42 protein-coding genes are annotated in these 20,679 nt (G+C 35.0%); all 42 read left to right on the top strand.

The window, feature by feature from the left end:
• Positions 1 to 3 precede the first annotated feature (3 nt).
• The 42 genes from NHG49_RS08150 (at position 4) to gpG (ending at position 20,619) form a co-directional block, all read left to right on the top strand.
• Positions 4 to 159, top strand: coding sequence for a DUF6906 family protein (locus NHG49_RS08150; RefSeq protein ID WP_179876829.1), 156 nt, complete (start codon positions 4 to 6; stop codon positions 157 to 159).
• 55 nt (positions 160 to 214) lie between these two features.
• Positions 215 to 535, top strand: coding sequence for a hypothetical protein (locus NHG49_RS08155; protein WP_258125701.1), 321 nt, complete (start codon positions 215 to 217; stop codon positions 533 to 535).
• Positions 536 to 664, top strand: a complete 129-nt coding sequence (locus NHG49_RS08160) for a hypothetical protein (RefSeq protein ID WP_258125703.1) — start codon at positions 536 to 538, stop codon at positions 662 to 664.
• Positions 664 to 1,638, top strand: a complete 975-nt coding sequence (locus NHG49_RS08165; protein ID WP_258125704.1) for a DnaD domain-containing protein — start codon at positions 664 to 666, stop codon at positions 1,636 to 1,638. The genes NHG49_RS08160 and NHG49_RS08165 overlap by 1 nt, the downstream gene beginning before the upstream one ends.
• 3 nt (positions 1,639 to 1,641) lie before the next feature.
• Positions 1,642 to 1,920 carry an AbrB/MazE/SpoVT family DNA-binding domain-containing protein gene (locus tag NHG49_RS08170; protein ID WP_258125706.1) on the top strand — a complete coding sequence of 93 codons (279 nt, stop codon included), beginning with the start codon at positions 1,642 to 1,644 and terminating at the stop codon, positions 1,918 to 1,920.
• Positions 1,913 to 2,272 carry a cell division protein SepF gene (locus NHG49_RS08175; RefSeq protein ID WP_258125708.1) on the top strand — a complete coding sequence of 120 codons (360 nt, stop codon included), beginning with the start codon at positions 1,913 to 1,915 and terminating at the stop codon, positions 2,270 to 2,272. The genes NHG49_RS08170 and NHG49_RS08175 overlap by 8 nt, the downstream gene beginning before the upstream one ends.
• An 18-nt stretch (positions 2,273 to 2,290) precedes the next feature.
• The gene (locus tag NHG49_RS08180; protein ID WP_258125709.1) at positions 2,291 to 2,455 is read left to right on the top strand and encodes a DUF3954 domain-containing protein; all 165 of its coding nucleotides are present in this window, start codon (positions 2,291 to 2,293) and stop codon (positions 2,453 to 2,455) included.
• 24 nt (positions 2,456 to 2,479) lie between these two features.
• On the top strand, positions 2,480 to 2,953 hold the full coding sequence (locus NHG49_RS08185) for a sugar ABC transporter substrate-binding protein (RefSeq protein ID WP_258125712.1): 474 nt from the start codon (positions 2,480 to 2,482) through the stop codon (positions 2,951 to 2,953).
• Between the two features lie 25 nt (positions 2,954 to 2,978).
• Positions 2,979 to 3,488: a dUTP diphosphatase gene (locus NHG49_RS08190; RefSeq protein ID WP_258125713.1), complete on the top strand. Its 510-nt coding sequence runs from the start codon at positions 2,979 to 2,981 to the stop codon at positions 3,486 to 3,488.
• Between the two features lie 3 nt (positions 3,489 to 3,491).
• Positions 3,492 to 3,965, top strand: coding sequence for a hypothetical protein (locus NHG49_RS08195; RefSeq protein ID WP_258125715.1), 474 nt, complete (start codon positions 3,492 to 3,494; stop codon positions 3,963 to 3,965).
• Between the two features lie 79 nt (positions 3,966 to 4,044).
• The gene (locus NHG49_RS08200; RefSeq protein WP_258125716.1) at positions 4,045 to 4,230 is read left to right on the top strand and encodes a hypothetical protein; all 186 of its coding nucleotides are present in this window, start codon (positions 4,045 to 4,047) and stop codon (positions 4,228 to 4,230) included.
• Between the two features lie 30 nt (positions 4,231 to 4,260).
• Positions 4,261 to 4,515, top strand: a complete 255-nt coding sequence (locus NHG49_RS08205) for a PadR family transcriptional regulator (RefSeq protein WP_258125717.1) — start codon at positions 4,261 to 4,263, stop codon at positions 4,513 to 4,515.
• 39 nt (positions 4,516 to 4,554) lie between these two features.
• Positions 4,555 to 5,070: a phiTE_072 family protein gene (locus tag NHG49_RS08210; protein WP_258125718.1), complete on the top strand. Its 516-nt coding sequence runs from the start codon at positions 4,555 to 4,557 to the stop codon at positions 5,068 to 5,070.
• 36 nt (positions 5,071 to 5,106) lie between these two features.
• Positions 5,107 to 5,295: a hypothetical protein gene (locus NHG49_RS08215; RefSeq protein WP_258125720.1), complete on the top strand. Its 189-nt coding sequence runs from the start codon at positions 5,107 to 5,109 to the stop codon at positions 5,293 to 5,295.
• A gap of 36 nt (positions 5,296 to 5,331) precedes the next feature.
• On the top strand, positions 5,332 to 5,619 hold the full coding sequence (locus tag NHG49_RS08220) for a hypothetical protein (protein WP_258125721.1): 288 nt from the start codon (positions 5,332 to 5,334) through the stop codon (positions 5,617 to 5,619).
• A 54-nt stretch (positions 5,620 to 5,673) separates the two neighbouring features.
• Positions 5,674 to 6,180 carry a BC1872 family protein gene (locus tag NHG49_RS08225; protein WP_258125722.1) on the top strand — a complete coding sequence of 169 codons (507 nt, stop codon included), beginning with the start codon at positions 5,674 to 5,676 and terminating at the stop codon, positions 6,178 to 6,180.
• A gap of 33 nt (positions 6,181 to 6,213) precedes the next feature.
• Positions 6,214 to 6,363: a hypothetical protein gene (locus tag NHG49_RS08230; protein WP_000872737.1), complete on the top strand. Its 150-nt coding sequence runs from the start codon at positions 6,214 to 6,216 to the stop codon at positions 6,361 to 6,363.
• Between the two features lie 105 nt (positions 6,364 to 6,468).
• Positions 6,469 to 6,639: a hypothetical protein gene (locus NHG49_RS08235; RefSeq protein WP_163258084.1), complete on the top strand. Its 171-nt coding sequence runs from the start codon at positions 6,469 to 6,471 to the stop codon at positions 6,637 to 6,639.
• A 43-nt stretch (positions 6,640 to 6,682) separates the two neighbouring features.
• Complete coding sequence (locus NHG49_RS08240; RefSeq protein ID WP_258125723.1) at positions 6,683 to 7,345, top strand: hypothetical protein; 663 nt, start codon at positions 6,683 to 6,685, stop codon at positions 7,343 to 7,345.
• A 43-nt stretch (positions 7,346 to 7,388) separates the two neighbouring features.
• On the top strand, positions 7,389 to 7,673 hold the full coding sequence (locus NHG49_RS08245) for a hypothetical protein (RefSeq protein WP_258125724.1): 285 nt from the start codon (positions 7,389 to 7,391) through the stop codon (positions 7,671 to 7,673).
• 116 nt (positions 7,674 to 7,789) lie between these two features.
• Positions 7,790 to 7,936: a hypothetical protein gene (locus NHG49_RS08250; protein WP_258125725.1), complete on the top strand. Its 147-nt coding sequence runs from the start codon at positions 7,790 to 7,792 to the stop codon at positions 7,934 to 7,936.
• A 115-nt stretch (positions 7,937 to 8,051) separates the two neighbouring features.
• Complete coding sequence (locus NHG49_RS08255; RefSeq protein ID WP_258125726.1) at positions 8,052 to 8,402, top strand: YopX family protein; 351 nt, start codon at positions 8,052 to 8,054, stop codon at positions 8,400 to 8,402.
• A gap of 29 nt (positions 8,403 to 8,431) precedes the next feature.
• Positions 8,432 to 8,554, top strand: coding sequence for a DUF3983 domain-containing protein (locus tag NHG49_RS08260; protein WP_098112003.1), 123 nt, complete (start codon positions 8,432 to 8,434; stop codon positions 8,552 to 8,554).
• Between the two features lie 115 nt (positions 8,555 to 8,669).
• Positions 8,670 to 8,840 (top strand): hypothetical protein, encoded by a 171-nt coding sequence (locus tag NHG49_RS08265; RefSeq protein ID WP_000866142.1) that lies wholly within the window; start codon positions 8,670 to 8,672, stop codon positions 8,838 to 8,840.
• Between the two features lie 27 nt (positions 8,841 to 8,867).
• Positions 8,868 to 9,350 (top strand): ArpU family phage packaging/lysis transcriptional regulator, encoded by a 483-nt coding sequence (locus tag NHG49_RS08270; protein WP_000166196.1) that lies wholly within the window; start codon positions 8,868 to 8,870, stop codon positions 9,348 to 9,350.
• The gene (locus NHG49_RS08275; RefSeq protein WP_001012123.1) at positions 9,350 to 9,892 is read left to right on the top strand and encodes a site-specific integrase; all 543 of its coding nucleotides are present in this window, start codon (positions 9,350 to 9,352) and stop codon (positions 9,890 to 9,892) included. The genes NHG49_RS08270 and NHG49_RS08275 overlap by 1 nt, the downstream gene beginning before the upstream one ends.
• A gap of 178 nt (positions 9,893 to 10,070) precedes the next feature.
• Positions 10,071 to 11,216: a YecA family protein gene (locus tag NHG49_RS08280; RefSeq protein WP_048558239.1), complete on the top strand. Its 1,146-nt coding sequence runs from the start codon at positions 10,071 to 10,073 to the stop codon at positions 11,214 to 11,216.
• Positions 11,217 to 11,598: 382 nt separating this feature from the next.
• A complete protein-coding gene (locus NHG49_RS08285; RefSeq protein ID WP_258125728.1) occupies positions 11,599 to 11,838 on the top strand; it encodes a hypothetical protein in 240 nt (79 codons plus the stop codon).
• 1 nt (position 11,839) lies between these two features.
• Positions 11,840 to 12,010, top strand: a complete 171-nt coding sequence (locus NHG49_RS08290) for a helix-turn-helix domain-containing protein (RefSeq protein ID WP_258125730.1) — start codon at positions 11,840 to 11,842, stop codon at positions 12,008 to 12,010.
• 2 nt (positions 12,011 to 12,012) lie between these two features.
• Positions 12,013 to 12,267, top strand: coding sequence for a hypothetical protein (locus tag NHG49_RS08295; RefSeq protein WP_258125732.1), 255 nt, complete (start codon positions 12,013 to 12,015; stop codon positions 12,265 to 12,267).
• Positions 12,268 to 12,308: 41 nt separating this feature from the next.
• A complete protein-coding gene (locus tag NHG49_RS08300) occupies positions 12,309 to 12,671 on the top strand; it encodes an HNH endonuclease (protein ID WP_258126826.1) in 363 nt (120 codons plus the stop codon).
• Positions 12,672 to 12,770: 99 nt separating this feature from the next.
• Positions 12,771 to 13,292: a phage terminase small subunit P27 family gene (locus NHG49_RS08305; RefSeq protein WP_258125733.1), complete on the top strand. Its 522-nt coding sequence runs from the start codon at positions 12,771 to 12,773 to the stop codon at positions 13,290 to 13,292.
• An 8-nt stretch (positions 13,293 to 13,300) separates the two neighbouring features.
• The gene (locus NHG49_RS08310) at positions 13,301 to 15,016 is read left to right on the top strand and encodes a terminase large subunit (protein WP_258125735.1); all 1,716 of its coding nucleotides are present in this window, start codon (positions 13,301 to 13,303) and stop codon (positions 15,014 to 15,016) included.
• A 13-nt stretch (positions 15,017 to 15,029) separates the two neighbouring features.
• A complete protein-coding gene (locus NHG49_RS08315) occupies positions 15,030 to 16,277 on the top strand; it encodes a phage portal protein (RefSeq protein ID WP_258125737.1) in 1,248 nt (415 codons plus the stop codon).
• Positions 16,258 to 16,950, top strand: coding sequence for a head maturation protease, ClpP-related (locus NHG49_RS08320; RefSeq protein WP_103655627.1), 693 nt, complete (start codon positions 16,258 to 16,260; stop codon positions 16,948 to 16,950). The genes NHG49_RS08315 and NHG49_RS08320 overlap by 20 nt, the downstream gene beginning before the upstream one ends.
• Positions 16,951 to 16,987: 37 nt before the next feature.
• Positions 16,988 to 18,145, top strand: coding sequence for a phage major capsid protein (locus tag NHG49_RS08325; protein ID WP_103655626.1), 1,158 nt, complete (start codon positions 16,988 to 16,990; stop codon positions 18,143 to 18,145).
• A 40-nt stretch (positions 18,146 to 18,185) separates the two neighbouring features.
• Positions 18,186 to 18,479 carry a head-tail connector protein gene (locus tag NHG49_RS08330; protein WP_103655625.1) on the top strand — a complete coding sequence of 98 codons (294 nt, stop codon included), beginning with the start codon at positions 18,186 to 18,188 and terminating at the stop codon, positions 18,477 to 18,479.
• Positions 18,476 to 18,820 carry a phage head closure protein gene (locus NHG49_RS08335; protein WP_103655624.1) on the top strand — a complete coding sequence of 115 codons (345 nt, stop codon included), beginning with the start codon at positions 18,476 to 18,478 and terminating at the stop codon, positions 18,818 to 18,820. The genes NHG49_RS08330 and NHG49_RS08335 overlap by 4 nt, the downstream gene beginning before the upstream one ends.
• The gene (locus NHG49_RS08340) at positions 18,808 to 19,245 is read left to right on the top strand and encodes an HK97-gp10 family putative phage morphogenesis protein (RefSeq protein ID WP_103655623.1); all 438 of its coding nucleotides are present in this window, start codon (positions 18,808 to 18,810) and stop codon (positions 19,243 to 19,245) included. The genes NHG49_RS08335 and NHG49_RS08340 overlap by 13 nt, the downstream gene beginning before the upstream one ends.
• Positions 19,242 to 19,604, top strand: a complete 363-nt coding sequence (gene gp17 / locus NHG49_RS08345) for a tail completion protein gp17 (RefSeq protein WP_098082684.1) — start codon at positions 19,242 to 19,244, stop codon at positions 19,602 to 19,604. The genes NHG49_RS08340 and gp17 overlap by 4 nt, the downstream gene beginning before the upstream one ends.
• A 15-nt stretch (positions 19,605 to 19,619) precedes the next feature.
• Positions 19,620 to 20,186, top strand: coding sequence for a major tail protein (locus NHG49_RS08350; RefSeq protein WP_098082685.1), 567 nt, complete (start codon positions 19,620 to 19,622; stop codon positions 20,184 to 20,186).
• A gap of 58 nt (positions 20,187 to 20,244) precedes the next feature.
• Positions 20,245 to 20,619, top strand: a complete 375-nt coding sequence (gene gpG, locus NHG49_RS08355; RefSeq protein ID WP_103655622.1) for a phage tail assembly chaperone G — start codon at positions 20,245 to 20,247, stop codon at positions 20,617 to 20,619.
• Positions 20,620 to 20,679 lie beyond the last annotated feature (60 nt).

Below are 20,679 nucleotides of genomic sequence, written 5' to 3' on the forward strand. Positions count from 1 at the left end.
TTTATGAAAAACGGTAAAAAGTTAACCAAACGCGAAAAAATGCATGTCAAATCTTACAGTCTGACCCCTGAGAATTGGTTAGTTTTTAAGAAGGGGAATGAACAAATGCATTTGGTACATCGTTATACAAATAAAAAACGTATAATTCCAAGTTTATAAGTTTAGGAGTAATCAAATATTGGTCAAATGAATAGTTACGAAAGGAGATAGAATCATGAGTATCGCCGCACCAGTTTTACAAAAAGACATACAAAATAAACAAACATTGGATTCATTTTTAAAACATTGCGAACAAATGCAAATCGAAGCATTAAGAGCACATGATGAAAAGTCATTACATAAGTGGATAAAAGAAGCACGCCTTGCAAGAAGGGAACTTGCAGCAATGTATCGAGCGAAAGAAAAGTACGATGTGGAGCGCGAAAGAGATCGTAAGAGGATTTTAGGAATTATTCAGCGATTGAAGAGTCAAGGCGTTAATGCGGATGTTGTGGAAAGAGCTCATTGCATAACCCTTTCAGAGGAGGTGAGTTAGTTGGAAATCAAGACAAACCGCCCTACCCCTAGAACGGTTTGTGAAAAAATGACGCAGCATTATTATAACATATTGCTTACTGTTCATAAAACAAGCATAAGTGGCTGTTTGTACGAGGAGGAAAAGTAATGGCTAAATACAGACATGTCAGAACCACTTTTTGGTCAGATCCAAAGGTTACAGAAGAAATGACACCAGAGGATAGATATTTCTATTTGTATCTAATGACAAATGAACATACAACACAAATTGGTGTATATACAATCACAAGGAAGCAAATGGCCTTTGAATTAGGTTACTCCATAGAAAGCGCTAAAGCTTTACTAGACCGTTTTACGAAACACCATGAATTAATAATTTATAACGAAGAAACTAGAGAGCTTTGCATACTAAATTGGGGCAAATATAACCTGATAAAAGGCGGAAAACCTATTGAAGATTGTATTCAAAAGGAAATAAAAACAATTAAAGATTTATCCTTAGTAAAACTTGTATTGGATAGAACTACAAATGATTCTTTAGTTAAAAAAATAAGTATTATGGCTGGATTTGACGATACGTCTAACGATACGTCCGCGATACGGGGACAAAAAGAAAAAGAAAAAGAAAAAGAAAAAGAAAAAGAAAAAGAAAAAGAAAAACTACAACAAGAAGAAATATCTCCAGTAGTAGAAAATCTTGCAGTAGATTTTTATATGAAAAATTTCGGATTTATATCTCCTTTTATGGGAGAAGAAATAAATCACTGGGTAGACGATTTAAATCAAGAATTAGTGGTTGAAGCAATGAAAATTACATTACAAAACAATACACGTAATTGGTCTTATACAAAAGGAATTCTAAAAGATTGGCATCAACAGGGTTTTAAAACAATTCATGATGTAGAAGCAGCACAAGCGGGGTTTCGAAGACAACAACAAAACAAAAAGCGTATTGGAAAAGGTTATGCTAATCGAACGGAAGCTGTACCAGACTGGTTACATCAACAAGAAGAACCTGAATCGACGCAACAACCACAGCAAATATTAAGTGATGATCACGAAGATAGTAAGAAACGTTTTGATGAGATATTAAACAAATATAAAAATACTAAGGGGGAGTAAGGTATGAAAACCACAGGCGTTTTAAGAAAAGTGGATGAGCTAGGGCGTGTAGTAATTCCGGTAGAGTTACGCAGAACTTTAGGAATTGCTGAAGGCACTGTACTAGACTTTCATGTTTATGGAGAAAACATTATTTTGAAGAAACAAGAAATGTCATGCTTTGTAACGGGTGAAGTTTCTGAATCCAACATCGAAATGCTGGACGGTCGAATGTTTTTGAGTAAGGAAGGCGCAAGTGAATTGCTGGACATTATTCAAAAGAGTGGGATGGCAAATGCCTAAGCAATTAAATATTTTCGATGTAGAACCATCGATTTGCGAGTTTGATGTAATGAAGGCCAATGTGAAAAAAGGAACTGGACGCGTTACATATACAGATGTACGTGTCCAAGTCCCAAGAAATGCAAAGGGTACGGATGAATTACCGCGCACAACTAAACAAGATGATCGCTATGACATCTTTGAACAATATGTAATGGCAATTTGGAGATTTCAACGAGCTGTAGATAAGTTTTTTAATTGGGATACAGCTGAAGAATTGTGTAAGGCAGCAAGAGATAAAAAAGAAACTATTCCAGTACGGATTTATTTAGGAAGTGGCTTTAAACCTGATGTTGTCGAGTACATGCGGTAGTAAAAGGGAGAGGGACATATGAAGAAAGAAATCGATGTTACAAACAATAAACTTCTTGTGGTAAAAGATGGTGAAGTCCTTTCATTCAACCCGCCAGAAAGCGGTTTTGGTGAGCAAGTTGTAATTTGGATTAACGGTAAGGTTGGTCATATCAAAACTACCTCTAATGAAAAGATAAATTAATTAGTTATAAAGGGAGTGTTTGAAATGTCGGCTTTTAAAGTTCAAATTGTTTTAGAAGAAGTGGATTTCTTATGGGATCTAAGAGAGGTGTTCCGATTCCGGGAGTTGTGGAAAAGTAACTACACACTTTTAGAGATTTCGAAAAGGTTTAAAAGAAAGCAAATAGAAGTAGCGGCACTTATTTTAGATCAAGTGGATAAGTTTAAAATCCACAAACGAAAAATAGGTTTAGGGGAAATTGGTGACAAGAGTATTCGGAATAAAAAGAAAAAAGAAATACCACCATACGTCTACATCGCCTTAGAAGAAGTGAATTTTATTTGGAATGAGGACGATATAGAACTTTTTAAGAATCTGTGGATGCAGCAGCTCGGCATTGAGGAAATAGCGAACAAATTAAGAAGGCATCAAATTGAAATAGCGACATTATTACTGGACCAGTTCGGTTTAGAATACATGATTAATTGTTTAATAGATACGAAAAAAAGGGTTGCTTAATTAAATTATTGAGGGAGTGGAAGAAATGAACTTAACTAGAATATTTGGGTTGCAAAAGGTATTAGATACAAGAATCATCAAGGAGCACGGATTGGAAGACCAAAATTTATTTTACAATATGATTCTTGCTTTACAGGTTGAAATTGGGGAACTTGCAAATGAAACTAGATGTTTCAAGCATTGGAGCAATAAAGTGCCAAGCGAAAAAGAAGTTATTTTAATGGAATATGTAGATGGATTACACTTTATAGCTTCATTAGGAAATGGTATTGGTTTTAATCCTGATGAATATAGTGAGGAATTTTTAGAGCATAAAGCAAATGTCTTTGCTGTAAGTTCTTTAGTCAATCAATTTAACAATGTATATGAAGCTGTATCAGAATTTCGTGCAACTCAAGATAGGGAGCTTTATAAAGAATTATTATATGCCTTCTTAGGATTAGGTAAGAACTTGGGGTTCACGTTTGTAGAAATTGAGCAAGGTTATTACAAGAAAAATGAAGTGAATCATCAGCGTCAGAATAATGGGTATTAAGCAATGAAAGGGATATGCATAGATGTAGACCATTCTGCACTACTGGGAATTAATGAAGAATATTTTTTATTTCCAGCGAAACCTGATCATTATTATGTTAGCAAATGTAATCGTAAAGAAGCACATTTTGGCTGTTATCCAGCAGAGAGATTTCAAGTGGTGGAAAAAGAAGTTTGGACACCAGAACCTCAAGTTAATACGTCTAATTTAGATAAAGGTTTACTGTATAGAGCGCAACTGATTTGGCGAACAAAAGGTTATAAAAATAAACCGCTTAAGGATTACATTATAAAGCCTAAAGGTAATCATTGTTTCTTCTGGCATGATCGTGAATGTAAAAAAATATGTGGATGTTTTCCAATACATTGGTTTGCTAATTTTGAGGAACTATCAGAAGCAGAAGAAGTTAAAGGAATACCTGAACCGGAACCTGTTTCATTGTTAGAAAGACCTGATGGGCAACTAGCATTCTTTTAAAACTAGAATGGAATATAGAAACTTCGGGCATTAGTAAGTCAAAAATTTATGAAGTTAATGCATAGGGAGGAGTAATTTTATGTTTTGGTTAGGATGTTTTTTAGGATATATGGCAGGTTCTGTTATTACATGCGCACTACTTTACTTTAGTTTTAGAGCTGAGGAAAACAAGAAAGCAGATATACAAAGAAGAATGTTAGATGAATCGGTAAGGAAGGAAATGGAGCAACTGAAGGCCATAAAGAACGATGGGGAGGAAATCTAATACAATTTGAATTTTGTATAAAAGTGAGGGATGAATATGGAAGGCGTGAGATTCTTTATAGAAACACCTGATGGAGAAAGCGTGGAAATAAAGAGTGGTGTTCAAGAGGTCAGTATTGCTTCTGATAAGATAGTTGATTCTGATTTTGATTTTGGCAAAGAATACAGTGGTACTTTCACTTATGAAGAACCACAAAATATAAAAGAGTTAAAAGAAGCGGGTTTCACAGATAGCCAAGCTTGGAATATTCATTTACGTAAAGGTGAAAGTTGGAAAGAAAACTAAACAAAAGCGTTATTTGAATATAAAAGGGAGGAAATGAAAATGGCAAAAGCTTCAGCAATTCGTTACTCAGTTCCGTCAGTAGATGGAGAAGGTTGGGGGATATTCTTATTAGACCGTTCTGGAATATTCACAGCAGTTACAGACTTCGGTAACTTCGCTTATTGGTTCTCATTAAGAGAAAACGAAAGTGTAGAAGAATTCTTACTTAGTACTAGACCAGATCAGATGCTTTGTAAAATCGCAAATCAAGATGTAGTTGATATTGAAGAAACAATTAAATATATCAAAGAGAACTTACTTTACGATCGTAGAGAAGGACGTTTTACAGAAGCTGATGCAAGGAAAGAATGGAAACTCATTGAAGAACTGCAGGAAGATTTGGATGAGTACTCAAACGATGTAGCGTTTCAATATTGGTATGACAAAACGCATATACAATTCGATGATGGATTTTATCAATACAAATATCCAAGTGCAGCTGTTCGATTCTCAAATGAAACATTTGTGAGATTACAAGAGGCATTGAAGGAAGAATTATTGCCAGTAGCTTTATAACAAAATAGTTATTTTGTAAAAAAACGAGGTGAGAAGATGTCACTGGCTAATCTGCAACGAAACTTATTGATTGGCATAAGAGATCAGAATTTCTGTAATTGTCGTGAGAGAGGCTGGGGTTTGGAAGAGAAAGATGCACATATTAATGTTTACGATGAAAACCTTAAATTAATAGGAAAATTCTTTGGACATATTTCATTGAGTAGATTCTTAGAAAAAAATTAAACCAAAGTGTTGTTGGAGAGAAAAGGGGAGTTGGAGATGGCTGTATCGATTAAAGACATCGCAAAAACACGGAATATGCCTTTCTTAAAAAGAGGAATGAAAGTAGTTGTAGATGGGAATAAGGGGCGAGTTACAAGCGGTAATAGAAGCGGGAATATAAACGTAGTGTTTGAAGATGCTGAAAAATACGGAAAACATAGTCATAACTGTCATCCAAAATGGGAAACGGTTTACTTAGATAAAGAAGGGGAAGTAATTGCGGACTATAGAGCAGGAACAGGTAATTTATATGGAGTCAATGATATAAAAGAGCGTATCAGATGACGTTCAGTAAAACTAAACAAAATTCTTATTTTAAAACGAAGGGGAAAATGAGAGATGTCTAATATTGAAAAAGCAAAAGAAATGTGGAAACAAGGTGCAATTGAAATAAATGCAGTTGATAAGAACGGTGAATCGTTAAAACAATATGATTCTGTAATAGCTCATGATGGTTGTGAATGGAGAATTGGATGTATTACGTATAGCGCTATTGATGAAAATTTTGTGGCTCATTTTGAAGAAAGTTGGATTTCATTTGAAGACTTGAATGAAGTTGAAAAATTAAATGATGTAATTGCTCTTGAAGTGCTTGGGTGGGTAAAGGTAGAAACTCATTGGGGGAAAGATGGAAAAACGTTTCATGATATGCCAATAGAAAAATTCGATGCAATCAACTACGCGGCAATCGTCTTAGATCGTTTGGATGAAGATGACCGTGAAGTGAGGATTAAAAATGAAAATGGTAATTGGCAAGTTAACATAGATGAAAATGATTACATCGTTGAAGAAAAGTTTGGAATTGCTGTTTGTGCAGCAGCCGTAAATGCAGTTAGAGGAAATTAAGACAAAATCTTTATTTGAGAGGGGAACGAAATCGTGAAATATGATAAACAAGAATGTCCAAAATGTAGCAAGCCAGTTAAAACTTTATATAGACCATCAATGAGTCATAAAGGCCCAAATCTTTGCTATTGGTGTAATCAGAAACGTGTTAAAGAAGAAAAAGCAATGAGCGCGCAAAAATAATACAAAATCTCTATTTGAAAAAACGAACAAAAAGCACTACTGGATCCAGTGAAAGTTCGTGATTTAAAACAAAGTCGTTATTTTATAGATTGGAGTGAAATTCAAATGATTGTTAAAGCAACAATAAAACTTGAATTAGATGATTCGCAGAAAAAATGGGTTTCTTATGTTAGAGAACAAGGTGGAGAAGAAGCGGTATTTCATTATCTGGAAGAAGAAGTGCAGAAGAAAATTGAATTAGCGGATTTTGTGGAGATGGAATACAAAGATAAATGATTTGTTATAAAAACGCTATTTTATTAGAAAAGGAGAATGAATGATGGATATAAGAGAACAGATTTTAGCGAAATACAAAGAGTTCAATGAATTCCTAATGGGTGTTTCTATAGAAGATTTGCGGAAACAATTTAATCGCCATGAACTAAATACATTTAAAGGCCAATTGTATGACGCAAAGTTACGTAGCTTAGCTTATGAAATTAGCAAAACGACTGATGAAATGAAAAAAGAAGAATTCCCACAATTGTTAGGTGTACATCATTTTCCAATCATAAACGAAATAGATTTTCTGACTGGGGAACAGAAAATAGAGTTAGATAAAGAGCTTGTAAGATATCGTGTTGGAGATTATATAGGTTCATTTTGGAGATTGGTCAGGGATGAAAGTAGACGAAAACAATTGATTGAATGGCTACTATCAAAAGGGATTTTAGAAACTAAGCATGTAGTTATTTGTCCACATTGTTGTGATGGACATGCATCAAATATTATGACAACCGAAGAAAAGAACAACTTAGATTCTATGTTCATGAAGTACAAGGAAGCATACGATGAAGAGTTAGAAGAAAAGCTTCTTGGAATTCTAGAGTATGTCTGTATGGAATGTGATTATCATTCCGAAGTCGATGATTATAAAGAATTAACATACAAAGATTTTTATCAGATGAAAACGAAACGGGATAGTAGTTTAGATAAAGCTTAGAAAACTAAACAAAAACTTCATTTTGTAGAAAAGGGGAATGGATATGAAATACTTTGAGTTTAATAAACACGAATACTGGGCATTAGTAGCAGCGGATAACGTTATAAAGGCATGTGAAGTGTATACGGAAGAAGTTGCGGGCGAGTCGGTTGTGGAAGTGCAAAAAGAAGGGGCAGTTGAGGAGGTCACAAAGGAAATTGCATTTGGAAAATTTTTAAATGCAGTCGCTTATTTAGAAGAAAATAAAGGGAAAAACTTACAAGGTTATTTGAATGATTTTAATGGTCATGAAAATCAAACAGTTTTAATTACTTCAGAATTAGCATAAAAGAGCAGCTAGCAAAAGCTAACTGCTCTCCAGAAAAGCATTAAGAAGGAAGTTCAGAACTCAAGTGTATTTATAGTATGGACAAGGTTTAGAAATTTATTCGAGGAGGAATGGATATGGAAGAGGATAAAGTCGGAACATGTGATTTATGCGATGAAGAAAAGACAATGATTCGTTACAGTCCAGCTCGTAATGAGTGGTTATGCGAACGTTGTTACGACTATACAGCAAGCGTTATATTCGGAGAAATAATGAACGATTAAAAGAGCAGCCAGCAAAAGCTAACTGCTCATCTCCAAGGGGGAACAAGGAGAAAAGATTACCGTGTCATCTATAGTATTGACGGAATATTGAGTTTTATTCAGGAGGTAGAGGAAAATGAGAGAAATTAAGTTTAGGTTATACCAAAAGAAAGCAAAGAAAATGATGGCTTGGGAACAAGCAAAGAGATTATACAAATTAGATGTGTTAGATGATAACAAAGAAGATGCTATTTTTAGTAGCTGGATGCAATACACAGGGTTTAAAGATAAAAATGGTAAAGAAATTTATGAAGGCGATATCGTAGAGTATGATGGTTGGTTCTACATCATTAAATGGGACAAGGAAGAAACGGGATTTTATATGCATGATAAAAATAACCATGAAGATGATCATTTAAGAATGATTGATATAAGCGTTGGTGAAATTATGGGAAATATTTATGAGAATCAAAACTTAATAAAATAATCCTTTTAATAGAAAGTGAGGTTAGCAGAATGAAACCTTTGAAGAAAAGAAAAATTAGAAAAGCAATTGCTCGTCGTACAAAAGAAGTGGAAAAGCATAAAGTCAATAAAGCTTGGAGAAACATTTTTGTACAAGCTGGTATTTTAAAGTGAACGCAAACAAAATACAGTCCGGCTAGAAAACTAGAGGACACCAATTCATTAGAGCAGTTATTAAAGCTGTTTTAAGAATAGGTGTCCTTTTTATTTTGAAAAGGGAGATGGAGAAATGAAGGTGTTAAAGGATCAGCTACGTGAATGGAAAAAGCAATCGGATCAAACGAAAAAGAAAACTAAGAAAAAACGAAAAGAGAAATTAAGTACTCGTGAAATTGAGGATTTAATGGGAATGCATAGACCTTGTTACGAACGTAGACGTGGAGCTTTAAGACAAAAGTAATTTAAAAATAAAAAGGAGTGGTCTTACATGACTAAACAATTATCTTTCTTACCGAAAATCGACAGAACAGCAACACAGAAAAAATTAGAAGGTGTTCTCGAAAGTGTACGTTTATATAGACAGTTTGGAATGATGCGTGAAGAAATGAAAGTCACTCCTTCTTATGAAATTAGATATCACGGACCTACAAATGATGTAGGAAAGCCATTAGAAGATGTAGCGATGGCTAATATACAACAAAGTAAGCGAGAAGAGTGGGTTAAGCAAACTTCATTTCGTATTGACCAGTTTCTTAGTCGTTTGGGTAATGGACGTGCAGGAAAGGATCAAAGAAACATCATCATTAAGCGTTATTTAGAAGATGAAGATGTATGTGATTATATGGTATATAACGAAATCGGCATGAGTGAGCGTACATATCGACGTGTTAAGGCCAGAGTATTTTATAAACTTGCTTTTGCTCTTAGATTAGAAGTTTATGAAACTGAAGAAACTGGAGGTAATGAATAATGAATTTTGTGCAACCGATACGTGATCCAGAGCAAATACAGCATATTAAAGAGCATTTAAGGGAAAAGAGCGAACGTAATTATATATTGTTTGTAATGGGAATCAATACAGGTTTACGTATTAGTGACATTCTAAAGCTAAAGGTTGGAGATTTAAAGGGAAGCCACATCTCAATGCGTGAAATGAAGACAGGTAAACAGAAACGCATTCAAATTACAGCAGCATTAAGAAGAGAGTTAAAGTGGTACATCGAAGATATGGAAGATGATGAATATCTAATTAAGAGTAGGCAAGGAAAGAATCGACCAATAGGAAGAAGTATGGCTTATAAAATACTTAGCACTACAGCAGCTGAGTTTGGTTTAGATGAGATTGGAACACATACACTACGTAAAACGTTCGGATATCATATGTACATGCAGACAAAGAATATAGCCTTACTAATGGAGATATTTAACCATTCTAATCAACGAGTAACATTACGATATATAGGGGTAAATCAAGATGCAATGGATAAAGCAATGACTAGATTTAAAATCTAATCATTGCTTTATTCTTTTTAATTTTATACAGTTACTCATTTTTATTGTGTTGTGTAACTCAAAAAAGAAAGTGTTATGAAGTTATGAATATCAAGGGCTGGAGCGTTTGGCTTAGTTACACAAAATAGAACATATGGGTAAGTCGTATGTTAATATTACTTAAGGGAGAGTGATTCATATGGAACCGATAAAATTTAGACAGTTTGCGAAGACGGAGCCATGTCCATGTGGTAGTGGGAAAAAATACAGAGCTTGTTGTTTTAATAGAAAAGATCAAGAGTTACCGTTTGAAAAAGTACCTCATAAAAAAAGAGAGGGAGCATTTAAAAATTACGCATATAGGTTGGATAAAGAATCGAAAATCAAAGAATGTTTATATCCAGATTCTGAACAATGTGAGGGTAAAATAAAGAATGCTCATTCACTACAAAATAATGGTGTCTTATCAAAAATATCAGAGAATGGTCATGTAGTAATCCTGAATACAGACTACGGAAAAGATGATTTAATTTATGATGTTAAAGACGAGAGTAAAAATAAAGCAACAACTTTTACTGGTTTTTGTGATAAACACGACACCTTAGTTTTTAAAGATATAGAAACTAAAGAAATAGATGTTACTTCTAGTAAACAATGTTTTTTATTTGCATATAGAGCATTCGCTTTAGAATTACATAAGAAAAAAGAGTCGCTGAAATCTATACAACAACTATTCAAAGCAAGACCAACTTTGTCGAAAGAAATTGAGTTCATTGCACAATACAGATATACAGAGTTAGCTATAAATGATGTATTTGTATACAAGAAGTTCTTTGATAAAGCTTTAATTAATGAGGACTATGATATGATTCAATCCACAACATTTACGTTCGACTACGAGATAAGTATGGCGGCTTGTGGAGGAGTTACGTTAACTTATGATATTAAAGGGAATAAAATGAATGATATACATTCTAGGGAAGAAGAAAGATTAAAGGCATTATTCTTCACCATTATTCCTAATAACGGGAAATCATATTTCATTTTTAGCTGGATAAAGAATGATAATGATTATTTCAAGGATTACATTCAACAATTAGAAGGTTTAACAGAAGAGCAATTCAAAACATATGTTAATAATTTTTTACCGAGTTACACAGAAAACGTAGTGGTAGCACCTAGTTTATGGAGCAGTTTTACAAAACGCCAAAAGGATGCGTTCTTTAAGTTGTTTACTGCTGATTTTGAGACACACGACAACAGATTAAAAGCAAATCTATTGAGAAGTACACCATACGATTTGCTTATAAACCATGTAAGGGAAGAAAAAGTGGCAGAGTCGTGACCGCTTTTTGGCAGGAAATGTGCCGGTTGTTTTGGAATTAACGTGATATATTTGTATTGTGAGAAGTGGCGGAAAACACAACTCACTATGTTGTTTCTAAATTTCTAAACGGCTTCATTATGACGGCATATAAAATCCGAAACCAGCAGATGGTAATGATTGAATGATACCGTTATTAGGAGAGCTCTTGCTCTTCTTTGAGCTAACAACATCCTAGGTAGATGGAATGAGGGAAACCTGATAAGTTTGCCGATAGTGTCTGTCGTGGTTGTTAGCTGAGAGAAGGATAAAACTTCACATACCGTAATGAAAAAACAAATAAGTAAACCATAACAAAGCATCCATTCGGGTGCTTTTATTTTGTTGATAAGGAGTGAAGGTAATGATTATTGTTGCTTGTGGAGGAATGTTCGGTGAAGCGTTTGATGTGCTATGTGAAGCCTGTACTGAAATGCGTAAACAGATTGAAGATTTCAATGAATTGATTAATGCCTCTTATTTGTACGAGGAAGAACTGGAATATAAAGAACGTATCCATTTTCGTAACTTGCCAGTTAAGGTAATGAAATCACAAGTGGTGGATCGTAAACCTAAACACATTAGAGCAAGAACGGTGTGTTGATATGGATGAGAATACATTTGCTCATAATACAATCGGTGTGCATGAAGCGGCATCTATTCTTAATGTATCACCTGGTCACGTTAAGAACTTATGCGCTGAAGGAAAGATTGTAGCAAAGAAGATAGGTAAGACATGGGTGATTGATAGATTAAGATTGAGAGGAGTGAGATGAGGATGGAGGAAAAGCAACCGTTATTATCAATTACGTTGTCAGATATAGATTCGGTACCAGTAGTTCAATATAAGGGAAAGCCGATAGATAATAAGATACGTGTGAGTGTTGATTGGGTTACGAACACAGAGAAGATTACAGATGGGACATACATTCATATCGAACATGTGGAGCCGGAGGAAGTACGTGGCAACACAAAGATCATTCAACACAATCATCCTATTGTTAAAGATACAGTGGATATAACATGTTACTAAAGATATGTAGATGTGGTAGGACAGTACCGATGGAACAAGGTATGTGTGAAGCGTGTGCTACTGTTGCTGAAGAAAGAAGGAAGCAAAGGCACAGAGATTATAAGGCGAAGCGAACGGATACAGACAACCAGAAGTTCTATAACTCAAAGCCTTGGCGAGTAACTAGAGCAAGGGTAAAGGATAGAGACAATGGGTTGTGTCAACTGTGTTGGAGTGAGAACAAGGTTAAACCAATGAACACAGTGCATCATATTATTCCTTTAGAAGAGAATGATCGGTTAGCTTTGGTAAGAAGTAATTTAATTTCGTTGTGTGAGAAATGCCACCAGAAGGTCCATAAGCTATATGACATTAGTACGGAGAAGTATAATGTGCAGAAGATGTTAAGAACCTTGATAGGGTAGGGGGTAGTAAAAACTTTTCAAGGAGGGCGACGAGTCGCCGGGTGGTCTTTTATTTCGCAAAAACTCCCTAAATGAAAATTTCGGAAAGGAGGTAGGCAGATGGCTAGACCAAGAGAACCTGTTGACTTAGTAGTTCTGAAAGGCAAAAAACATTTAACGAAAGCTGAAATTGAAGGGCGGAAAGCGAAAGAAGTTAAAGCGCCTCATGATAAAGTCAGAGCACCGACTTACCTTCCGAAAGATTTAAGGCGAGATTTTAAAAAGATATCTGATGAATTAATCAGGATTGAAATTATGTCAAATCTTGATGTTGATGCTTTAGCAAGATTTTTAATTGCAAGGAAAATGTATATAGAAATTACAAATGCTATGCTTGAGCTTAGTCCGTTAGAAGAAGTGGTGGATGTAAAAAAAGATCAGGAAGGTACCGTTATATCTGAGCATAGATATACCATATCTAATGGCGTTTATTCAGATTTACTTATAAATCAAGACAAACTTTTCAAACAATGCAGACAAGCTTCCAGCGATTTAGGTTTAACAATTACATCAAGATGCAGATTAGTAGTTCCAAAACAGACCGATGAAAAGCCTAAAAATAAATTTAATAAGTTTATGTAGGTCGTATTATGAATAGAGTAACGCAGTATGCTCTGGATGTATTGGAAGGTCGTATAATTGCTGGGAATTTAGTTAAACTTGCTTGTCAAAGACATATAAACGATATAGAAAGACAGGGAACTGAGGAGTTTCCTTTTATTTTTGATGAGGATAAGGCAAATCTCATTGTTGATTATTCTGAAACGTTAACCATTGTAGAGGGTGACGAAGCTTTTCAATTAGAACTTGCGGATTTTCAAGTTTTTATTTTCGGTTCGTTAAATGGCTGGATTCATAAAGATACTGGATATCGTAGGTTTCGTACTAGTTACACTCAGTTAGCAAGACAAAATGGGAAATCAATGAAGAACGGTATTCTTGGCACATACTATTCAAATTTTGATGGATATAATTACGCTCAAGTCTACTGTACAGCTACAAAAGCAGATCAGGCTAAAATCGTTTTAAAAGAAATGATAAAATTCATTAATGCCGATGAAGATTTATCAGAGTTGTTTGAGATTAAAGAGTACAAGAATACAATATTAGCATTAAACACAAGTTCTGAAATTAGAGCATTAGGACGAGATACACAATCTATAGATGGATTTCGTCCGTATTTGGGTGTTATTGACGAGTATCACGCTCATAAAGATAACCAAATGTATAAGCTCCTTGAAGGTGGAACAAGTAAATTAAAGCAATGTCTAATCAGTGTTATTACAACAGCAGGTTTTGATTTGAATTCACCTTGTTTTGAGCTGTACGAATACTGTTGTAATGTGCTAAAAGGTGCGTTTGAGGATGAAACACAATTTGTCTATATTGCTCAGATGGATGAAGAAGATGATATTTGGAATCCAGAAAACTGGATAAAGGCGAATCCGCTTGTTTGTAGCACAGCTGAAGGAGTTAATACCCTTCAAACGATGGCTGTAAAAGCAAAAAATATGGGTGGCTCAGAATTAAGAAACTTTATGACAAAACACCTTAATATTTGGGTGCAGTTTACAGATAGCCAATATATGAACATGGAACATTGGAAGAAATGCGCTTCAGAATTAGATTTAGAGGATTTTAGAGGGAAAGAGTGTTATATAGGTCTTGATTTATCAAGTGGCGGTGATTTAACGAGTTTAGGGGCAATATTCCCGTATTTAAAAGAGGAAGTTAAGAATTATTTTATTCACTCACATAGTTTTATCCCTAAAAATCGTGTAGCGGAGCATATAAAGACAGATCACGCTCCTTATGACATTTGGGTTAGAGATGGATTATTAACCGTTACAGAGACGCTAGGTGGCATTAAAACGGATTATAAATATATAATCGCTTATTTGAAAAGGATTGTAGAAGAGTATGAATTAATTATCAATGTAATTGCATACGATCCGCACAATGCAGATGCCTTTTTGAATGACCTTGAAGAGCTTGGCTATAACAGCATTATGATTGTTCAATCAGCGAAGAACTTAAACGATGCTACAACCGATTTCAGATTGGAAGTTGAGGCGGAGAACGTTCAATATAATCGTAAAAATCGATTGTTGACGTGGAGTGTGGCAAATGCCAAGACAGTATCAAATAGTTTCGGTGAAATCAAAATTGATAAGCACTTGAAGGAAAAAAGAATTGACCCAATTGATGCTATTATCGATGCATATAAGATGGCAATGAAAGGTGAAGCGGCACTAAACTTGAGTCAATATGTTACTGATGAAAATCTTGATAAATTGGGTTGGTAAAGGAGGTGAATATATGTGGGAATGGCTAAATAAGATTAAGCCTAAGCCTAAGAAAGTTCAGAACTCTGTGGCTTTCGATTCAGAAGAGTTTTTAAAGATGTTAGGTATTGATATAGGAAGTGTAAATAAAAATAAATTAAGTGAGATTACCTATTTCACTTGTTTAAGGCTTCTATCTGAAAGTGTAGGAAAGTTACCTTTAAAATTGTATAAGGATACAAATAAAGGGCTCGAGAAGGCGACAGAGCATAATTTATATACACTTTTAAAAATGAGACCTAATCCTTATATGACATCAAGTACATTTTGGTCCACAGTCGAAGCAAACAAAAATCACCATGGCAATGCATATGTCTATATCAATACTGATAAGGCTAAAGTAAAGGATTTATGGATTCTTCCAAGTGAACAAGTGCAAATTTGGATAGATAATGCTGGGATTTTCCAAAAAGAAAATGCAATTTGGTATATCTGGGGAGATAATAAATCCGGTAAACAATATAGATTTCGTTTTGATCAGATCATGCATTTCAAAACATCATTATCTTTAGATGGAATTTCTGGTCTAGCTGTAAAAGACATATTAAAAGTCTCAATTGAAAACATACAAAGTGGGGCTTTGTATCTGAGTAACTACTTTTCGAACGGTTTAATGGGGAAAGCAGTTGTGCAGTACACGGGTGATTTAGATCAGGAAAAAGCAAAGAAAATGGCAGCAAAGATTGAAGAATTTAGCAGTGGATTGAAAAATGCGGGGAGAATTGTACCTCTACCCTTAGGATTTCAACTTACACCGTTAAACGTTAATATGGCTGATGCTCAATTCTTAGAAATCAATAAGTATACGGCGCTTCAGGTTGCCGGAGCATTTGGGATTAAACCCGCACAAGTAAATAACTATGACAAGGGTAACTATGCAAATGTTGAAACGCAGCAGCGTTCATTTTACGTAGATACCCTTTTATATATTTTGAAACATTATGAAGAAGAAATGAGCTACAAACTTCTTCTTACTGATGAATTTCAAAGTGGTTATTGCTGTAAATTTAATGTGAATGGCATTTTACGTGCTGATTTTGCGATACAAATGGAAGGATTATCAAAAGGTGTCAACAATGCCATTTATACACCGAACGAAGCACGAGAATTTGTAGATATGCCACGTAAAGAAGGTGGCGATCAATTAATGTGTAATGGTAATTATGTTCCGTTAATTTCAGTTGGGAAAGGAGGTGAGGGAAGTGGAGTGGCTACAGATTAAAAATCAAACTGAAGATACACCATCACTTTATTTTTATGGTGATATTGTCTCTTCTTGGTGGGGCGCTTGGGAGGATGAAGATCAATATCCTGAGAATGTAAGGAATATCCTTGATGGTGTGAGAGGGAAAGACTTAAATATCTATATTAACAGTGGTGGTGGATCAGTTTTTGCAGGAATGGCCATCTACAATATGATTAAACGCCATGAAGGGTATAAAACGGTTCACATCGATGGACTTGGAGGCTCAATAGCTTCAGTTATTGCATTTGCGGGAGATAAGTTGATAGTGCCATCTAATGCATATCTCATGATCCATAAGCCGTGGAATGGTACTTATGGTAATGCAAATGATTTTAGAAAAATGGCTGATGATTTAGATGCAATCGAGGAAGGGATTATCAATGTTTATAAAGATAATCTAAAAGAAGGCGTAGACATCGAAGAAATCAGGGAAATGGTACAAAATGAGACATGGTTAAATGGCTTGAAGGCGAGCGACTATTTTAATATTGAAGTAGCAGCAGAAAATACAGCAGTCGCTTGTACAAGTAACCTTTTTAATGAGTATAAGAATACACCAAAAGCTTTTAGAGAACCGAAGAGAAATCCACCGCAAAATAATGAACAAGAAAAAATTAATAAATTGATGAGGGAGCTAGAGTTGATCTAACTCTTTTTTTATTGCTCAATTTTAAGGAGGAAACAAAATGCCGAAAGAATTAAGAGAACTGTTAGCTAAAATTCAGAATAAGAAAGCAGCAGCAAGAGAACTTTTAAATCAAAAAAAACTTGAGGAAGCAGAGCAACTTACAAATGAAATTAAGGATTTACAGAAAGAATTCGATATTGTTTCAGCTTTGTATGAAGAAGAAGTAAATAACATTCCAAATGATCCGATTCCTCAACCATCAGCAAATACAGTAAAACCGGGTGATGCTTTTGTTAACGCAATGAAAGCAGCTGTGGGAAAACACAAGCTTTCTGATGATGAAAAAGAAGTATTGAATGCCACTACTATGACAGAAGGGATTCCAGCTGATGGCGGTTTAACTGTACCTAAAGATATTCGTACAGCAATTAAAGAATTACGTCGTAATGGTCCTGAAGCACTTGAAAATTATGTGAATATCGAGTCTGTTTCTACATTGACAGGATCTCGTATTATTGAAGTAGAGGCCGATTATGTTCCATTCGACAATGTGGAGGAAGCAGCTGATTTCCCATTAATGGAAGCGCCAAAATTTGAGGATATTCAGTATGCTGTAAAGAAAAAAGGCGGAATCTTGAAGTTTTCTAAAGAATTACTTGCTGATACAGCAGAGAATATTCAAGCTTACATTAAGAAATGGACAAGTAAAAAATCAAAAGCAACTCGTAATGCTTTAATTTTAAAGGCGATAGCCGATAACTTTGGCACTACAAAAGTTCCGGTTAAAACAGTAGACGATTTAAAAGATATTTTTAACGTAAAACTTGATCCAGCTTTTGAAACAACATCTAAGGCACTTATGAACCAAGATGCTTTTAATTTTCTTGATAAATTAAAGGATAGCGAGGGTAAATATATTCTTCAGCCAAATCCAACAATGCCTACACAAAAGTTATTGTTTGGTAAGTATCCAATTATCGTTGTAAGTAATAAAACATTAAAAACAGATACAGTGAAGAAAACTGCACCGCTTTATTTTGGTGATTTTAAAGAGGCTATTACTATCTTTGATAGAGAAGCGCTTTATATTGAGTTTTCAGAGGAAGCGCTAGATCTTTGGGGTAAAGATTTAGTAGGTATGAAAGTGCGTGAACGTTTAGATGTTAAATCTGTTGATAAAAAAGCAATCGTTGTTGGTGAAATTACATTTGCTTAATAGGTAGAGGGGCTTTTCCCCTCTTAATAGGAGGGGTTTTATGCTGTTAGATATGCAATTGACTAAAAAGTGGCTGAGATTAGAAGAAGAGGATACAGAAGAAGACGATATTTTGCAACTTTTAATCGATAATGCTGAGATTTATGTGAAAAAAACAGTGGGAAAGCATTACAATGCCACTGAAGAAAATCGAAAGCAAGCGCAAAAAATTGCTTTGGTTTTAGTCACGAATTGGTACGACAATCGTGATCTTTCAGGTCAAGCTGATGAAAAAGTGCGTTATACCATTAAAAGTATGGTATTACAGCTTCAGTTAAGCGAGGAAACTGTATGAACCCGGGAAAACGAGATAAAAGAATAGTTATTGAACATAAAACCGAAAGACAAGACGAGGAAGGAAACGCGCTCCCAGCAGGATGGGAAGTTTTTTCTAAAGCATGGGCAAAAGCTGAAACTCCTGTAGGTTCAGGGTTTAATTCTGAAATCTTTAAGGGAAATGCAGAATTTGTTATTAAGTTAATAAATTTTACGATTCCATATCGGAAAGGTGTTCATTCTGATATGCGGGTACGATATCGAGGGAAACTGTTTGAAATTAAATCAGCAATCGATATTGATGAAAAGCACATAGATTTGTGCTTAATCTGTGAGGAGCGATCCAATTGGCAGAGTTAGAGGTCTTTGGAATAGAAGAATGGATTCGCGAATTAGAGAATTTAGGTCAAGACGTACCTAAAATCACAAAAGAAGCATTAAAAGCGGGTGCAGGAGTATTTAAACAGAAGTTAGAGTTTAACTCTCCAGTTGGTCCAGAACCGAACAAGCCATCACCTAAACAACCTTGGTGGGATGGGAGACATGCTAAAAATGCTGTGGAAGAAGGTAAGGTTGTTAAAAAAGGCGGCTCTTATTTTATTGAAATAGGGTGGGATAAAGCCGATCGAACACCTCACTTTTATATGAAGTTTCAAAACTGGGGAACAAGTAAAAATCCAAATCCACCACATAAAGGATTTGTAGAGAAGACACTGGTTCAGAGTGAAAAAGAGGTGTTGCAAGCCATGGAGCGAGAATTTATGCGTAGGGTAACAGGGCGATGAGAAATTTCAATAAAGATGTGTTCGATGTATTACGTAAAGATGCGGTTATTACCTCTGAGTTAGGTGGAGAGTTCATATATCAGTTTGTAAAAAGTAATGACAATACACCTATATGGATTACATTTTCTGAACTAAATACCTCTCCAGGATCTTATGCGGAAAATGAAGAAACAACCTCAAATGTTATGTATCAAGTGGATATATGGTCAATGTCACCGATTAAAACACAACTAAAAACAGCAGTTCAGGCAGCTATGAAAAAGCTGTCTTTTCAGCGTTTAAGCACCTATCCAGATTATGAAATGGATACGAAAATTTATAGGTATGGTTTTCGTTTTTTAACGGAAATCATGAACTAAGGAGGAAAAAGAACTATGGCAATGACAATCGATTTTAGAGATTTACATTACGCGATTTTAACAGAAACACCAGATGGTAAATTTACTTACACTGCACCAAAACGAATTGGTAAAACAGTTAGTGGTAAAGCAGCACCTAAAGCAGAATCAGTAACCTTTTATGCTGAAGGTGGACCAGCAGCAACAGCAAGTGCATTTGGTGGAACGGAAATTGAATTAGAAGTTGACACATTACCTCTATCCATCTATGCAGAGTTGTTAGGTAAAAAGGTTGTAAAAGGTCAAGTTGTTGATAATACAAGCGATGTACCTCCTTATGTAGCTTTACTATATCGTTTACCATATGACAACGGAAAAAATCTGTATGTATGCTATTACAAAATGAAGTTTGAGCTTCCAAGTGATGAGCACAAAACAGCAGAAGACAAACCGACATTCCAAAGTGCGAAAATCAAAGGTAAAGCAATTCAACGTTCTGATGGCAACTGGAGACATCGTTTAGACGAAGAGGAAGTTGGTTTTGATCCAACTGTTGCAGCAAACTGGTTCAAGGCAGTACCAACGCCACCAACAGCAGCTTAAAATAATAATTGAAGGGGTAGCTGATGCTATCCCTATTTTAATTTAGGAGGAAAACTGAATGAAAATTACATTGCAGAATGCAGAGGGGCAAAAAGATTATTATTTACCACAGTTCATCCCGGGTTCAGCTACATTTGAAGCGTCTAAATTAGCTGATGAATTGCAAGCAGATCTTGTACCAAAAGAAACAATTGAAAGAGCAGCTAATTTTATAGCTCGTATATATGGAGATCAATTTACAGCTCAAGAGTTTGTTGATGGTACACATGTATGGTTTTTAAGTTTAACAATACATTCTGTTTGTTTAACAATTATGGGCCGTTTAAATGAGGCAATAAAAGTAATGGAAACGGTAGAAGACGCGAAAAAAAAGTTGATGAAACAGCTAGAGATGAAGCCGAAAAGAAAACGTTCAAATACGAGGACATCGTAATTGATATATATAACGTCCTTATGGATGCAGGAATGACACAAAATCAAATCAATGAGATGG

The organism is Bacillus sp. IBL03825 (genome assembly GCF_024712505.1).
GTDB classification, from domain to species: domain Bacteria; phylum Bacillota; class Bacilli; order Bacillales; family Bacillaceae_G; genus Bacillus_A; species Bacillus_A wiedmannii.